At 65.5% G+C, this 14,028-nt stretch carries 13 protein-coding genes; 5 read left to right on the top strand and 8 right to left on the bottom strand.

Annotation, left to right across the window (positions count from 1 at the left end):
* The first annotated feature begins 142 nt into the window (after positions 1-142).
* Positions 143-2,029, top strand: coding sequence for a glycoside hydrolase family 76 protein (locus ACTHLF_RS16415; protein WP_440328618.1), 1,887 nt, complete (start codon positions 143-145; stop codon positions 2,027-2,029).
* Positions 2,030-2,483: 454 nt separating this feature from the next.
* Positions 2,484-3,401: a JmjC domain-containing protein gene (locus ACTHLF_RS16410; protein ID WP_440328616.1), complete on the top strand. Its 918-nt coding sequence runs from the start codon at positions 2,484-2,486 to the stop codon at positions 3,399-3,401.
* A gap of 21 nt (positions 3,402-3,422) precedes the next feature.
* Here ACTHLF_RS16410 and ACTHLF_RS16405 read toward each other — a convergent pair whose 3' ends face one another.
* A complete protein-coding gene (locus ACTHLF_RS16405) occupies positions 3,423-3,824 on the bottom strand; it encodes a hypothetical protein (RefSeq protein WP_440328614.1) in 402 nt (133 codons plus the stop codon).
* A 229-nt stretch (positions 3,825-4,053) separates the two neighbouring features.
* Here ACTHLF_RS16405 and ACTHLF_RS16400 point away from each other — a divergent pair, with 229 nt between their 5' ends.
* Positions 4,054-4,296 (top strand): hypothetical protein, encoded by a 243-nt coding sequence (locus ACTHLF_RS16400; RefSeq protein WP_440328612.1) that lies wholly within the window; start codon positions 4,054-4,056, stop codon positions 4,294-4,296.
* Between the two features lie 13 nt (positions 4,297-4,309).
* Here ACTHLF_RS16400 and ACTHLF_RS16395 read toward each other — a convergent pair whose 3' ends face one another.
* The 3 genes from ACTHLF_RS16395 to ACTHLF_RS16385 are packed head-to-tail and all read right to left on the bottom strand — an operon-like array spanning position 4,310 to position 6,261.
* On the bottom strand, positions 4,310-5,092 hold the full coding sequence (locus ACTHLF_RS16395) for an anti-sigma factor family protein (RefSeq protein WP_440328611.1): 783 nt from the start codon (positions 5,090-5,092) through the stop codon (positions 4,310-4,312).
* A complete protein-coding gene (locus ACTHLF_RS16390; RefSeq protein ID WP_440328609.1) occupies positions 5,082-5,636 on the bottom strand; it encodes a sigma-70 family RNA polymerase sigma factor in 555 nt (184 codons plus the stop codon). Before ACTHLF_RS16390 ends, ACTHLF_RS16395 begins: the two co-directional genes overlap by 11 nt.
* 52 nt (positions 5,637-5,688) lie before the next feature.
* On the bottom strand, positions 5,689-6,261 hold the full coding sequence (locus tag ACTHLF_RS16385) for a cytochrome b (protein ID WP_440328607.1): 573 nt from the start codon (positions 6,259-6,261) through the stop codon (positions 5,689-5,691).
* Positions 6,262-6,669: 408 nt separating this feature from the next.
* Between ACTHLF_RS16385 and ACTHLF_RS16380 the strand changes: the two genes are divergently transcribed.
* Both ACTHLF_RS16380 and ACTHLF_RS16375 read left to right on the top strand, forming a co-directional pair.
* Complete coding sequence (locus tag ACTHLF_RS16380; RefSeq protein ID WP_440328605.1) at positions 6,670-7,224, top strand: hypothetical protein; 555 nt, start codon at positions 6,670-6,672, stop codon at positions 7,222-7,224.
* A 103-nt stretch (positions 7,225-7,327) separates the two neighbouring features.
* On the top strand, positions 7,328-8,296 hold the full coding sequence (locus ACTHLF_RS16375; protein WP_440328620.1) for an MASE1 domain-containing protein: 969 nt from the start codon (positions 7,328-7,330) through the stop codon (positions 8,294-8,296).
* A gap of 45 nt (positions 8,297-8,341) precedes the next feature.
* Here ACTHLF_RS16375 and ACTHLF_RS16370 read toward each other — a convergent pair whose 3' ends face one another.
* The 4 genes from ACTHLF_RS16370 to ACTHLF_RS16355 form a co-directional block, all read right to left on the bottom strand.
* The gene (locus ACTHLF_RS16370; protein ID WP_440328603.1) at positions 8,342-8,503 is read right to left on the bottom strand and encodes a hypothetical protein; all 162 of its coding nucleotides are present in this window, start codon (positions 8,501-8,503) and stop codon (positions 8,342-8,344) included.
* Between the two features lie 296 nt (positions 8,504-8,799).
* A complete protein-coding gene (locus tag ACTHLF_RS16365; protein ID WP_440328601.1) occupies positions 8,800-10,236 on the bottom strand; it encodes a hypothetical protein in 1,437 nt (478 codons plus the stop codon).
* A gap of 156 nt (positions 10,237-10,392) precedes the next feature.
* Entirely contained in the window at positions 10,393-12,717 is a 2,325-nt protein-coding gene (locus ACTHLF_RS16360; RefSeq protein ID WP_440328600.1) for a YadA family autotransporter adhesin, read from the bottom strand.
* A 20-nt stretch (positions 12,718-12,737) separates the two neighbouring features.
* Positions 12,738-14,028 (bottom strand): S8 family serine peptidase (locus ACTHLF_RS16355; protein WP_440328598.1); only part of this gene is annotated, 1,291 nt, incomplete at its 5' end.

The raw sequence follows: 14,028 nt of genomic DNA, 5'->3' as shown, positions 1-14,028 counted from the left end.
GTCCGTGCGCACGCTGTGCCAGGCCGGGTCTACGCCCGCGGTTCGGCCGGGGAGTGGCGGGGAGGAGGCGGTGCCTCCAGCCCTATCGTGGGTATCCCAGAGGAGCGCTTCGCATATGAAGCTCGGTGCATTACGCATACGCGTGAAAACGCTGCTGGCCATCGCCAGCCTGACGGCCCTGGCGGCCACCTTCCCCGCCGCCGCGGCCCAGCAGACCCAGTCTTCCAACCCTTTCACCGATGGCCCCGTGGCCATGGCCCGCGCCCGGGTGGCCGCGGACGTCCTGATGAGCTCGTACGAACCGAACAAGGCATGGTTCCCCTCGAGCTGGTGGAACTCCGCCGTGGCGCTGCAGACCATCGGCGACTACATGGAACGCACCGGCGACCGTCGCTACCTCGCCCAGCTCGACAACACGTTCGAGAAGGACAAGGGCGTGTTCCCGCCCGGCGTGCTCTCCGGCGATCCGCTGCTTGGCAACTTCACCAGCCGAGCGATCGACGATTCCGAGTGGTGGGGCCTCACCTGGATCCAGGCCTACGACCTGACCGGTAACCCGAAGTACCTGGACATGGCGGTGACCATCGCCAACTACGTCAACGGCTACTGGGATACCAGCACCTGCGGCGGCGGTGTGTGGTGGGATGGCGAGCGCACGTACAAGAACGCCATCACCAACGGCCTGTGGATCCGGCTGACCGCCGAGCTGCATAACCGCATCCATGGGGACACGCTGTGGCTGGGCCGCTCGCGCACCGCGTGGAACTGGTTCCAGGGCAGCGGCATGATCAACGCCAATGGCCTGGTCAACGATGGCCTCACCAACGCCTGCACCAACAACGGCCAGAACGTTTGGAGCTACAACCAGGGCCTCGCCATCGGTGGCGGCCTCGAGCTCTACCGCGCCACCCGCGACCCGAAGATCCTGGCCGCGGTGAAGCGCCTGGCTGACGCCGCCATCGGTCCGAACGCGCTGGTCACCAACGGCACGCTGACGGAAACCTGCGATGCCACGGACCAGACCTGCGATGACAATGCCAAGCAGTTCAAGGGCATCTTCATGCGCTACTGGACCGACCTGGTCGATACCACGCACGACAGGCGCTACGCGGATTTCCTCTCGCAACAGGCGGAAGGCATCTGGAACAACGATCGCGATGCGGCGGGACGCCTCGGCACGCGCTGGTCCGGTGCGACCGCCGACGACCATCCGAACGTCTTCGACTGGCGCACGCAGGCCAGCGCGCTCAGCGCCCTGATCGGCGATGTGCCGACCTTCACACCGATCACCTCGCTGGCCGGCACCCTCTCGCCGGCCCAACCGGTAGTCATGCCTTCCGCCAACGGCACAACGACGATCCCGGTCACGCTCAGCGCCTCGGCGACGGGCTACATCCCGCTGCTCACGCTAACGTCGGTGAACGTTCCTGCCGGCTGGTCCGCCACGCCCCGCGCCTCGTTGCTGCCGTTGCAACCACGCGGCAACGCGAATCCAGTGAGCAAGACCCTGCCGCTCAAGGTCACCGTGCCCAGTGCCGCCAGCGATGGCCACCACATGGTCACCGTGAACCTCACCGCGGCCGGGCTGCGCTACACCGCCGAGGCCGACGTGCTGATCGCGCATGCCATCGACTTCGACACGGGTACGGTCGATGAGAATCCGTGGCTGTTCGATCCGGATGGTTCGCAGAGCAACGGCGTGCAGAACCGCTTCGCCGATGGCAATGCTCACTTCACCTACCGCTTCCCGTTCCCGGGTGACACGAAGTCGGCGACGGTCACGTTGACGATCGATGCGGAATTCGTGGTCCAGGCTAGCTCGGACAACCAGACCTGGACAACGGTGCTTGAAGAGACACGGCCGATCACGGATGGCTCGAACAAGGACGACCGTACAGTGGACCTGACGCCCTTCCTGAAAGCCGCGGCGGATGGTTCGAAGCCGGTGTACCTCAAGGTATCGGACTCGTTCCCCAATGATGGCTGGGGTGGGCGCGTCTACCATGTGACGGCGAATATTTCGCAGTAGTTACGCTGCACACTCCCGTCCACGCCCTGCGTGGGCGGGAGTGTCGCCATGACATTCCAGGCGTTTTTCGCTTCAACCAGCGGCTGCTCTTACGGCCTATTCCGTCGAGGCTTCACTGCACGATTCCGTTTGGCCGTCCATCCATTATTTGATGCGATCGATTTGGCCACCCCCGCCGCACAAACCTCGCAACACGAGACAAATCAACGCGCTTCCCGGAATACTTCCGGCCGCTTGAACGCGCGCGTGCGAAGGACCATGCGAAAACATTTCGTACCGGTCGGCCTATTTCGAAAGAACTTGCGATAGCCGCCATGAAGCGGCTCGCACCAACGGTTTAAACCGGTCGGCCTAATCCGGATGGCAGAGCCGTGCCCGCAAAGCGCGAGCGTATAAACGTCCTCGGCAGGTAGTGCACACGCACACGATGCGTGGCCCCTAACGGTGACCGCCCATGACAAACGCCAACGCTCCGCTGATCACACTCGCGTGGGATGAGTTCGAACCCATGCGCGTTACGCCGCTGACGCACACGTTCTCCGATCACCCGCTCCTGCAACGCGATGCCCTGGTCGAACTGGGCAAGCGCTGTCGTGGCACGAACCGCTGGTATAGCTTCGCCAGCGGCGTGCAACCCGGCACCGATTTCGACACGGCAGCCGCGCTCTATCCTTCCGGCCAATCAGCGGTCGCATCGCTAAGCGCCATCGAGAACGCGAAGTCATGGGTTCTGCTCCGTCACATCCAGGCAGATCCCACGTACCGGACACTGGTCGACGAGGCCTTCGCGCCGATCATCGACAAGATCGAGCGCGTCGATCCCGGCGTCTACTACCGCGCCGGCTGGATCTTTTCCGCTTCGCCGGACACGTGCACCCCATTCCACATCGACCGGAGCCACGTGCTGCTCCTTCAACTGTCGGGCACGAAGACCGTCTATGTCTGGGACCCCACGGATCGCGCCACGCTAGGCGACCTGGTACGCGATGACTTCCACGCGCGACATGACCTGAGCCACGCGAAATGGCAGGAAGAGTTCCGCGCGCGCGCGCACGTGTTCCACCTCAGGCCGGGAACGGGCGTCTATATGCCGCTCACCAGCCCGCACATGGTCGAGACCAGCCAGGAGGCATCGCGAACCGTCAGCTTCACGTACAACACGGCCGCGACCCGGCGCATGGGGCGCATCCACGTGTTGCGCGATGCGTTGAGGCGCGCGGGGCTCAAGGCGCCGCCCGTTGGATCACACAAGGCATTCGACACGATGGCATGGATGGCCTCGTCCGCCCTCGTCGCCTGCGGCGGCCCAGGCGGGCACCCGCCAGCGTGTCCCTCGTTGCGGCATACCCACGCCTACGCGGTGGCGGATTAGCCCATGTGAAACGCGCGAGGGTTACCGGGCCAGTACGCGGAGAGCGGCCACGGCACCGACGTGGCGCTTCGCGGCGTCGATGAGCGGCCGGGCGGAGACCTCGATCAGCTGGATGAGTCCATCCGGCCGACGTATCAGCAGGCGTTCACCGCGCGTCGTCTTCCTGAGGAGGATGGCACGCGCAAGGGGAAGATCGGACGAGGGATATGGGCGGCCATCTTCGGTGAAGACGCCATGCAACGCGCTGTAATCTTCCACCCCCGCGCCGAGGCGGACGATGCCAAGGATATCCGCCGCCCGCTCGCTGGCAAAAACGAGCTCACCGGAGGCGTTGGCAATGACGACGCCCTCGTCGTCGGCGCATGGGCCGGCTAGCCGGACCAGTTCATCGACACCCGTATCGGGGTTCTTTGTATCACCCAAGCCCATTCGTCCCTACCTAAAGACGCCCTGCCCCGGACCATGAAACCGGGGCGGGTGTTAGCACCGCGTGAGGCCTGCCGCTTTTACCCCATGCCGCCCCCGGACGCCTTCCACTCAATAAACGAGGCACCCAGCCTGCCCAATTCGCGGGTTGAGGCGCCGAATTTGCGCATCGCAACCCCCGGTCGATGAGCCATTTATCTTGCGACGCGGACAAGGGAACCGATACATGCAGGGCGATCCACTCCAGACCATCCGGCGGAACAACCTCAGGCGTTTGATCGCCGAACTCCGGGCGGATGGCATTTCACAATGGAGAGCCCTGGCCCAGTCACTCGGCGTCGACCCCTCGGTGCTTGATGACATACGCACAGGGGCTCCCATCCCCGACGCCCTGGCCCGTGAGATCGAATGGGCCATGCAGCGGCCGTTCCGCTGGCTCGACCGGGCTTCGCATGGCGAACTGGCCTGACCGGTCGCGACGGCTAGCGGCTGGGTCCCGCCGCGTTCAGCAGATCCCGGAACCGTGTCAGCTCGCCGCGATCCATGTCCGAGACGATCGCCACCGCCTGGCCGCCGAGGCTCGCCGTCTCGAGCACGTAGCCCTCGGCTTCCACCGCATCACGGCTTTCAGCGCCCGCTTTCCAGGGCAGCACGAACACGTCGATCAGGTGCTTCCCGTGCCGGTAGACGAGCACCGGGACGCGTTCATGGCCGGCGTAGTCGATGCGCCCGCCGATGAGCGCGTAGCCTTGGTCGGCGAAGTCCTGCACCACGGGCGAGATGGCCACCTTGCCCGCGAACCACGGCTTTACCGTGTGCTGGTCGGTGGAGACCACGTCGATCGGCGAAGCCGCGGCGAGCGCGCGCCAGTGGCTGGCGAAGAGATCGCGGTGCAGTTGAGACTCCTCCTGCGCCGGCGCCGACCCCTGGTTCCACGCGGATAACGTCACACCGCCCGCGACGAACGCCAGGATCCAGGAGGCTGCGAGGGCCAGCCACGGTCGCGACACGCGCGGCCGCGGCCGCGGATGCACCACCGATGCCTCGCCGGCTGCGCTCTTCCCGATCCGCGCCCGCAATGATTCGGGCGCGGTGAAACGCGGCACATCGTTGCGCAGCGAGCGACGCAACGCATCCAGCCGGATCAGCGCGGCCTGGCACGTCGCGCATTCATCCAGGTGCGCCTCGAACTCGCGGCTGGTCGCGCGATCGAGCTCACCATCGAAGTACAACGGCAACAGTTCGCTGGCGGTCTTACAGTCCATGCGGGGCCTCCAGCGCGCCGTCGTCAGTCAGGGCTTTTTGCAGCAAGGCACGCCCGCGAGCGAGCCGGGACATCACCGTACCGATGGGCGTTTCGAGCACGTCGGCGATCTCACGGTAAGACAGTTCCTCCATCTCGCGCAGGATCAGTACCTCGCGGAAGATCTCGGGCAGGTTGCCCAGGTGCACGGCGATCAGTTCGCGGCGACGCGAGCTATCGACCCGCTCCTCCACCTCGTCCGCCTCGGCCCGTGGCATCCAGCGCTCGGCGGCGACGGGGTTATCGTCGATGGCGACATTTTTCCTTTCCTTGTTGCGCACCGCCAGCCGCGCGAGGCAGCAGTTACGGACGATCGCCAGCCACCATGCCCGCGCGTTGCCACCTGCATAGGTATCCGCCGCACGGGCAGCGCGCAGGTAGGCGTCGTGGACGGCATCCGCGGCGTCCTGCTCGCTGCCCAGCAGCCACCGGCCCAGGTTATAGGCAGCATCGAGGTGACGCAGCGCCAGCTCGTCCACGACCGCGCGGTTACCTGCCGACATCATGTGTGCTGCGGACCCATGCCGAACGCACTCCGTGAGTTGCCCACCATGGGCGTTATACGCCGAGCATGCGCTGGATGACGCTGTCGCGATCGATGAACCGGTGTTTCAGCGCGGCGCCGATGTGCCCCACCACGAGGATACACAGGGTCCAGGCCAGCGCGACATGCAAGGTATCGGTCAGCAGGCGCAGGGGCTCGTTCTTGCCGATGAGCACGGGGAGGTAGCCCATGCCGAAGAAGCTGACCGGGTGGCCGCCCGCCATGCGATGCAGGTAGCCGGTGAGCGGCACTGCCAGCATCAGCGTGTAGAGGATCCAGTGCAGCACATGGGCCACGTTCTGCTGCCACGCGGGGATGTGCGAAGGCAACGCCGGTGGTTTGTGCGTCGATCGCCAGAACAGGCGGAACACGGCCAAGCCGAAGATCAGGCTGCCGAACGAGGCATGGTAGAACAGGACCTGGTCATGCCCGGGGGCGCTTTTGGGGAAGGTTTCCATGAGGAAACCCAGGCAGACATTCAGGAAGATCAGGAAGGCGATGCTCCAGTGCATCGCGATAGCGACTTTCGTGTAGGACCGGGAGCGGATGGACGCGCTGGCGTGGAGGGCTTGGGCTGGCATGGACATGGCGGGGACCTCGGGCTGGTGGCGCCGGAGCGGCGCCCACGCATGCCAAGATCATCGCCGCGGGGGTTTTATTCCCGGCCCCGCTCAGGCGGCCGCGAAGGCCCCGTTGAAACTCGCCAGTAGCGTCCGGCACGAAACCCGCGATCTGGGGAGAGTTGGAACAGCACTGATGCGATGTACGTTTACGAATTGTCTTGCGCGAGCCGTTCGGCAGGCTGTGTAAGAGAAGGACTACAGAACGACGCGGGCACCTCCTCGTCAGGGCCCGCGTACCATCGACATCACACGTCGAAGGTAGCGTTCGGAGGACAAATGGCAGCCGCATATCAGGAGGCGAATTACCTGACACCGCATGACTCGGGGAGCGCGGAAGTTGCACCAGCGCGCGCTCCCTCTAAAGATGCGCGCATGGAAAACCGAGTCAGTAAACTAGAAGAAAATGTTGTCGACCTGCGGCGCCGCGTGGACGACCTCCATGAAGATGTACACGAAATCAAAGGCAGCGTCGTCCGGCTCGAATGCACGGTCGCCAGGATCGATGGAAAGCTGGACGGCATCCTGGCCGCAGTTGACGGCAAGCTCGAAGGGCAGAATGTAGCGATCGACGGGAAGCTGGATGGGCTCCGTGAAGGCTTCGATGGGAAGATCGAGGCCCTGAGCGCGAGTGTCGATGGGAAGATCCAGGCACTAAGCGCCAGCGTCGATGGGAAGATCGAGGCCCTAAAGATCAGCATTGATGCCAAGGTGGAGGTGCTGAACGGAAGGTTCGATGCCTTCGACGTGAAACTGGTCGCTTTGGGCGACACCGTCAAAACAATACCCACGACGGCGAAGTTGACGGCGCTACTCGCAGCATTCCTTGGAACGGTGTTGTTGGCGGGTTTCGGCGTGCTCGAGGTCGTGTTGCGCGCGAAGGGCCATAGTGAGACTGCCGATGTCGTACATGCCCTGGGTGGGTCGTAGGGGGTACCGGGGGGCGGGGGCTGCCCTCGCCCGCCGGCGGCCAAAAAACGTGGCATCATCACCCCCAGACGGACCACGACTACAGCGTTAGGAGTTGGCATCGGTGGAGCGGCGCGCGGGGGGCGGGCGTACTCGGAACACGCCATGGCGATGGGGGCAGCACCTCGCGATCGCGGCTGCCTACGGCGCGTGCTACGAAATCGCCCACCACCTGTCCTTCCCCCAGTGGATGCTGACCTCCGGGCTTCGCCTGGCCGCCCTGCTTCTCGTTCCCACCCGCTACTGGCCTGCCCTCGTCCTGGGCGAAGGCCTGCCCCTGCTGGAAACCGCGGCGCTGAATGTCGCCGACCTGGGGATCCCTTGGGCGATGTCGGCTTCGGTCCCGATGGCGGCGCTCTGGCTGGCGGTTCTCAAGCCCCTCCGGGCGCGCTGGTCGCTGTATGACGAGCGGGGCGACCTGCGTATGCCGCTGATTCTTGCGGCGGCCCTGGGGACTGCCGTCGTGACATCGGTCGCCACCCTGCTGACGGCGCTGTCGGCGATCCTGCAGTCACCGACCGGCGCCTGGCCGGATCCGGATACGGGTCCAGCGGGCTACTTCCTCGCATACATGTTGGGTGCCTATCTTGGCGCGCTGACACTGACCCCGACGATCCTTGCCCTGCGCGAGCGCTTCCGCCGTCTCCCTGGCCACTCGCTTAGCCTTGATGCGGTGTGGCAAAGCCCGTTGTTCCGGGATGCCATGGCCTGGCTGGTTCCGACGCTGTCGCTGCTCGCCTGGGTGGCCGCCACCGCACCGGCAGCTAGTCCGCTCCACGAGACGGCCAGCTTCGCGCTTGTCCTGCCGGTACTCGGCATGGGCTGGCGGCACGGGTGGCATGGGACGGCTCTTGGGGGCATGGCGGCCAGCATCGCGCTCGCCATCGTGGCCTCGGTGGTTTCGCCCGGGCTGCTCGCCGAGGCCGGGACCCTCCGCGTCGAGGCCGTGCTCGCCCTGGTCATCTCCGGGAGCCTGCTCATAAGCCATGCCCGGGCCCGGGCGCCCGTTGCCGCTCCCGCCAGGCGAATCTGATGCTCCCGGGGGTGGCGCAAGGCCACCCCCGAAAGCGACTTCGGCTTACTTCACCGAGCAAACCAGCGGGTTGCAGGGCAGATCAAGGCTCTGCGGCTGGGTCTTCGGCTGGGCCGAGCCGGCCACCGGGGCGGACGCCGCCACAGCCGAACCGCAAGCCACGGCGAACAGGAAACCAACGAGGACGGTCTGATAGATCGTGCGCATGACGAACTCCTTGCTTGGTGTGATAGGAGTCGACAGCGTAGCCGAGGCCTGAGACGCATGACCTTGACAAGCGGGGAATTGGCCGGAGATGTGCAGTTTCGGGCGACACCGGGCCGGACCGGGCCGCTTAACAGTCCATTCATGTACCCAGCGGTATAGTTATTCCCAAGGTAGCCGAGAGGCACCGGTCCCACGCAATCCGGGCAGTTCCCCTGCTGTCCCTGCATCGATGGACGTACCCCGAGCCCGCGGCCCCCTCCGCGGGCTTTTTATTGCCCGATCGGGCCGCCGTTCTATCAGTGCAGCGACTTGATCCAGCGCTCCAGCGCCGCCGTGTCGGCCAGGTCGCCGGAGTAGGCATAGCGAGGCACCAAGGGCACGTTGCTTCCCCGCGGCCGTCCCCGATAGACCTTCATGGCGATAGCCAGCGCCGTGTATCCACTAGGGAGCGTCGTCTGCCGCACATCCATGTATGCGGTGTCCGCGCTCGTTTCCTCGCCCACGTGGATCGCTCCAAGGGCGAGGAACAGATCGGCCGCGTCCAGGCATGCCGACGCACATCCACTGTCCGTCACCATGTAGATACGTGCCGTGGTGACCGGTGGCGTCGGCGAGGGTGGCTGGGGTTCGGGAGATTCGACATAAAACGCCTGCCCTGCCTGCATGGCACCTTGCATGCCTGCAATAGTCTTCTCCGCCCAGGCGACGTTCCCGGACTCCCCGGCGTGAGCCTTCCACATGTCGCGATACTCCGCGATCTTTGCGATGTTGTCCCGCGAGGCACGCCAGTCGACGCTCTTCGGCTCCAGGTTCACCGCGTCGGCTGCCCTCTTCCCCCAGAGCGCTGCGGCCTGTTCGCTCCCCCAGCGTGAGTCACCTCCATTATTGCCACGCAGGTCCAGTACGACGCGTGGCGCCGAAAGAATGTCGCGGTGCTTCGCTTCCACTTCCCTGATCAGCGGCTCAAGCGCCTTCGCCGGCGCGTGGTCAAGGTTGCCATCGAAGTCGCTGAGGGCAATCCAGACCGTCCCATCGGGTAACGTGCGAAGGCCGATCGGCTCGGCCTTGCGGCGGTACGCCTGGTCGAGACGCCGCGCGAGCTCATCCTGGTCGATCAGCTTCCACGCGAGGACCACTTCACGTTGCGTGCCATCGACGTCGAAGATGCATCGCGCCGGCCGCCGGATCCAGGGATTACCATAATCCGTAAACAAGCGGCGACCACGCACGATCCGTGAGGCGTGCAGGGTCCACCGGCCGCTCACGGAACCGACGTTGGCAGCGGCGAGGCTCTGCGCATCCTTGCCATCACATGAGACGAGTCGAGCGCCGATCGGCACGGGCGCATCGTCACTACGCACCACCACCGTCTGCTCATCCTTTGCATTGAACGCCGTAAGGAATCCGGGCCAGCGGGCATCGAGATGCGGCACTTTGGCGCCCTGTGGCGGGAACACTCCAAGGTGTCCGTCGTTGAAGCTCGCGGCATAGGCGGCCATTCCGTAGAAGTAGCCGGCGTAGTTCGTCGTGTGGCCGGCTCGTTCGAGCGCCAGTGCCAGTCCCTGGTCGTTCTTCGCGGCGAAGCCAGGGTTCTCGGGATCGACAGGCCCCGGATGATTACGCGCGATATCGTCATGCATCGCTTTCGCATCGATGCGCAGGCTGGCAGCCCAGTCCTGCGCCGAAGCGACAGGGAGGCTGAGAAGGAGCGATGCCGCGAGCAGGTACCTCATACCAGTTCCCTTGGTGGTGATGCGCCATCCTCGAAAGTCGGGCACCCGCCCGTCAAGGGCCAGATGGCAGTGCACTTGTTTCCATCGATGGACGTAACCCGAGCCCGCGGCTCCCTCCGCGGGCTGTTCATGCGGTCACTTCCCAGGATGATTACATCACCAGCTGATACCCGCGCCGGCACCCACCGTACTTTCCGAACCGGACGAAGAGGCGCCGATGGAGACGCTTGCCCGGTTCTGGCTGAAGGCACGCTGGTAGCCGACTGCCACCGCCGACTGGCCGCCATAGTTACCCGCGCCAACGCCCACGCGATTTTCGCCTGACAGGCCGGACGTATTCATACTCATCTGGGAGAGTGCCGTGCCCATGGCACCGACCCGATCGAGGCGCTGGTTGACCTTGTGGAACTGGTCGTCGACATGGCTGCGGAACGTGTCGAAGTCGGAACGGCTGACGCCGTTGTTCATCTTGCTGTCGGTGTAGGCATTGGCTTTTGCCAGCGTCTGCTGGTCACCGTCGTCGGCGTATGACTTCGCCGTGGCCAGCGCCTGGTCCACCTGACTGACGTTCGCGGCATCGGTCGGGGCGACGCCCGCCGCAACGTTCACGACGCGCCGCTGGGCCGCGGCCGTGCCCACGGATACGGTATTGGCCTGGTCCGCCACCGAGCCCGCACCCAGGGCAACGCTGTTCTGCGCCGTCGCGGACGCACCCTGCCCCACGGCCGTGGCCGAGGCCGCTGTCACCGAGGTATCAGCACCGACCGCCACGGCATTCGTCGCCGCTGCACCCACGGTGGCGTTGCTACCCACGGCGACGCTGCCATCAGCCGCAATGGTCGCATGGTCGCCCACCGCCGTATCGCGCGGATCCTTAGCCACACTGCCGCCGCCCACCGCGAGGCCGTTGCCATCACCCATCGGGACGTTCGTGCCACCGCCTGGCGTGCCGCCGGGCAGGTTCGCGATCTGGTTGCGCAGGTCGGCGATTCCCTGGAGCGCACTCGATAGCACCCCGTCTACGGCGGAGAACGCATCGCCGACGTTGCCGTAAGCCGAACCCTGTATCGCATAGGTCGGCGGAACGAAGCCGCTAAGCCCCATCGACGCGCCACCACCGAAGGCATCCGCAAATGCTGCGTTGATCGCGGAGTCCCCGACGCTCACCTGCCCGATCGCCGCCTGCAACTGCTGCACGTTCACCCCATCTGTTGCGTTCACGCCAGCGGCCATGTTCGTGATCCGGCGCTGGAACTCCGGAATGTGTTCACCGTAGCGATTGGTCATCGTTCCGTCGCTGCCGATCGAAACCACGTTTGCTTCATCGGTCGCCGAGTTGTGGCCCAGCGCAACGCTGTTCGTTGCATCGGGGGCAACCGACGCAAAATGGCCGAGCGACACGGATTCATCGCCTTTGGCATAGGCAAGGTCACCGATCGCCACGCTGTTCTCGCCATAGGCCCAGGTCGAAGAGCGGTTGTCGCCACCGATCGCAATGGAATTGATGCCCGTCGCCGCCGCGTTGTAACCGATCGCCGTGTTGTTGCCCTCCTGCGCATACGCGTTGTTGCCGAGGGCGATGCTGTAGGCCCCCTCGGCGCGCGCGTGCCCACCGATCGCGGTGGCGCCGTCGTTCAAGGCCATGGCCGCGGCACCGATGGCGGTGGATTCAAACCCGGTCGCGGTGGTGAGGTCGAATACACCAGGGAAGACCTGGGAGGCACCACCGATAGCGGTCGAACTCTCGCCACTCGCGCTGGCCGCGGTGCCGATGCTCGTCGCGTAATCCGCGGTCGACATTGCCTCATTGCCAATCGCCACGGTGCCTGCCCCGTAACCGGCGGCAAGCGAGCCGATGGCCATCGCTTCTTCGCCCTGTGCTTGTGCGCTGCCGCCGATTGCCATCGCGAGACTGCCGCTGGCCGTGGTCACCTGGTCCGACAAGGCCGTGCCACCGCTATCCACCGCGGTACCGCCGAACGCGATGGCGCCCGCGTTACCCGCGGTTGCACCCGTACCCATCGCCATCGCATTGGTACCCGACGCTGCGGCGCCGTAGCCCACCGCCATCGCGTAATCACCCGCCGTATTGGCGAGCTGGCCCATGGCGAGGCTACCGCTGCCCAATGCGATAGCGCTGGTGCCTAGAGCCGTCGAACCAGTGTCGAAGGCGACGGCACCCGCACCCAGCGCGGTGGCGTTGTCGCTGCTGGCGAGCGCGCCGGCACCTACTGCGACGCTGTGGTAGCCGTCCGCGTAGGCGTCGTCACTGCCATCGCTGGCACCGTTCGCCGCGAAGTACCCGCCCGAGGTGATGTCCTGTGCGCTCAGCACGCGATGTGCGGCGTCGATCCGGGGTGCGGTCGTGAGTGGTGCGGACGCATGGGCCATGCCGCAGGCAAGCGCGAGCGCCACGGCCGTGGCGAGTGAACGGCGCACGCTGGCGCCGCGCGGGTGGCGCGATACAGAATTCTGGTTCATGGAAAGCTCCGGTCAATGGGTCAGGGGGCGATGAAGCTGGCCTGGATGCTCAGGTTCTGGGCGTCTTTCACACCGAGGACGCGGATGAAGTACGTACCCGCCACGGGTCGGGCCAGCACGATCGATTCCGCGTTGCCCGCGTGCGCCGAGACATAGTCGTAACCCGCATCGGAAGGCCTTGCGCCGACCTTTACCTGCAACGTCACATCACCTGATCCACCAAACGTGCGTATCACCAGGCTGCGCGCAGCCGCCGGCACTTCCAGCTGGTAGAAATTGCTGGTCCCCGCATAACTCACCATGCCCGTGAGTAGTTCCCCGTTGCCCAGCGCCTGCGTGTAGTTGTCGCCCAGGATCGCAAGTTGTACCGCAGCCGTGGCATCCACGATGCCAGCGCCCGCCGGTGTCATGAGCGGGAACGGTACCTTCGGCCGGTGCGCCGTCTGCTTCAGCGCAGCGGTCACCTGCTGCGGCGCCATGAGCGGCTGGCCAAGGGCAAGGCGCGCGCTCTGCATCAACGCCACGGTGCCCGCGACATGCGGCGTCGCCTGCGACGTGCCAGCGTAACCGCCATAGGTCGGCTCCGCCGGGACCGTGTCGCCGCCGTTGATCGCCGAATACACGAAGCCCGTCTGGACGGGATCCCCCGTGGTTCCGTCCCCGGCGTAAACGCCACCACCCGGCGCGGCCAGTGTCACCACCTTGCCGAAGTTCGAATAGAAGGCCAGGCGACTGCTGATGCCCACCGAGGCAACAGTGATGGCACCTGGGCAACTCGCGGGCGAGTAGTAGCTCGCATCGTCACCCGAGTTGCCGGCCGCCACGACGACCACCGCCCCACGCGCGTTGGCAGCGGCGATGGCCTGCGCCATTGGATCATCGGGCAGGCACTGTCCCGACCCGCCCAGGCTCATGTTGATGACCTGCGCGGGATGCGTGTTGTCCGGGACGCCATCCACATGGCCGCCGGCTGCCCAGACGATGCCATCGGCGATATCGCTGTCGTAACCACCGCAGTGCCCGAGGACACGGACCGGGAGCACCTTGGCGTTATGCGCCACGCCGGCCATGCCCAGGTTGTTATTGGTCAGCTCGGCCACCGTGCCGGCCACGTGCGTGCCATGCCATGAGCTGGGCTCCATCTGGCACTCGTCCGCCCAAGGTTCCTCGGTGGTCCAGTCACCGGTATCCCAGCCGCCCGGCGCACGCCCATCATCGGTGCGACCGGAGATGAAGTGATCGGAAATGAAGTCGTAGCCTGCATCGGCGAGCGACGTATCGAGATCGGGATGTTGCGTGATACCGGTATCC

The sequence above is a fragment of the Luteibacter sp. genome (assembly GCF_051958795.1).
Classification (GTDB): Bacteria; Pseudomonadota; Gammaproteobacteria; order Xanthomonadales; family Rhodanobacteraceae; genus Luteibacter.
Note: the sequence above shows the minus strand (reverse complement) of the source record. Positions and strands in the feature narration are given on the sequence as shown.

What these genes read in the sequence shown, in the direction of transcription:
- ACTHLF_RS16400 (WP_440328612.1), top strand. Translation starts at nt 4,054, where the DNA reads ATGCAGGGCGATCCACTCCAGACCATCCGGCGGAACAACCTCAGGCGT.
- ACTHLF_RS16360 (WP_440328600.1), bottom strand. Translation starts at nt 12,717, where the DNA reads ATGAACCAGAATTCTGTATCGCGCCACCCGCGCGGCGCCAGCGTGCGC.
- ACTHLF_RS16410 (WP_440328616.1), top strand. Translation starts at nt 2,484, where the DNA reads ATGACAAACGCCAACGCTCCGCTGATCACACTCGCGTGGGATGAGTTC.
- ACTHLF_RS16380 (WP_440328605.1), top strand. Translation starts at nt 6,670, where the DNA reads ATGGAAAACCGAGTCAGTAAACTAGAAGAAAATGTTGTCGACCTGCGG.
- ACTHLF_RS16365 (WP_440328601.1), bottom strand. Translation starts at nt 10,236, where the DNA reads ATGAGGTACCTGCTCGCGGCATCGCTCCTTCTCAGCCTCCCTGTCGCT.
- ACTHLF_RS16370 (WP_440328603.1), bottom strand. Translation starts at nt 8,503, where the DNA reads ATGCGCACGATCTATCAGACCGTCCTCGTTGGTTTCCTGTTCGCCGTG.
- ACTHLF_RS16390 (WP_440328609.1), bottom strand. Translation starts at nt 5,636, where the DNA reads ATGATGTCGGCAGGTAACCGCGCGGTCGTGGACGAGCTGGCGCTGCGT.
- ACTHLF_RS16395 (WP_440328611.1), bottom strand. Translation starts at nt 5,092, where the DNA reads ATGGACTGTAAGACCGCCAGCGAACTGTTGCCGTTGTACTTCGATGGT.
- ACTHLF_RS16385 (WP_440328607.1), bottom strand. Translation starts at nt 6,261, where the DNA reads ATGTCCATGCCAGCCCAAGCCCTCCACGCCAGCGCGTCCATCCGCTCC.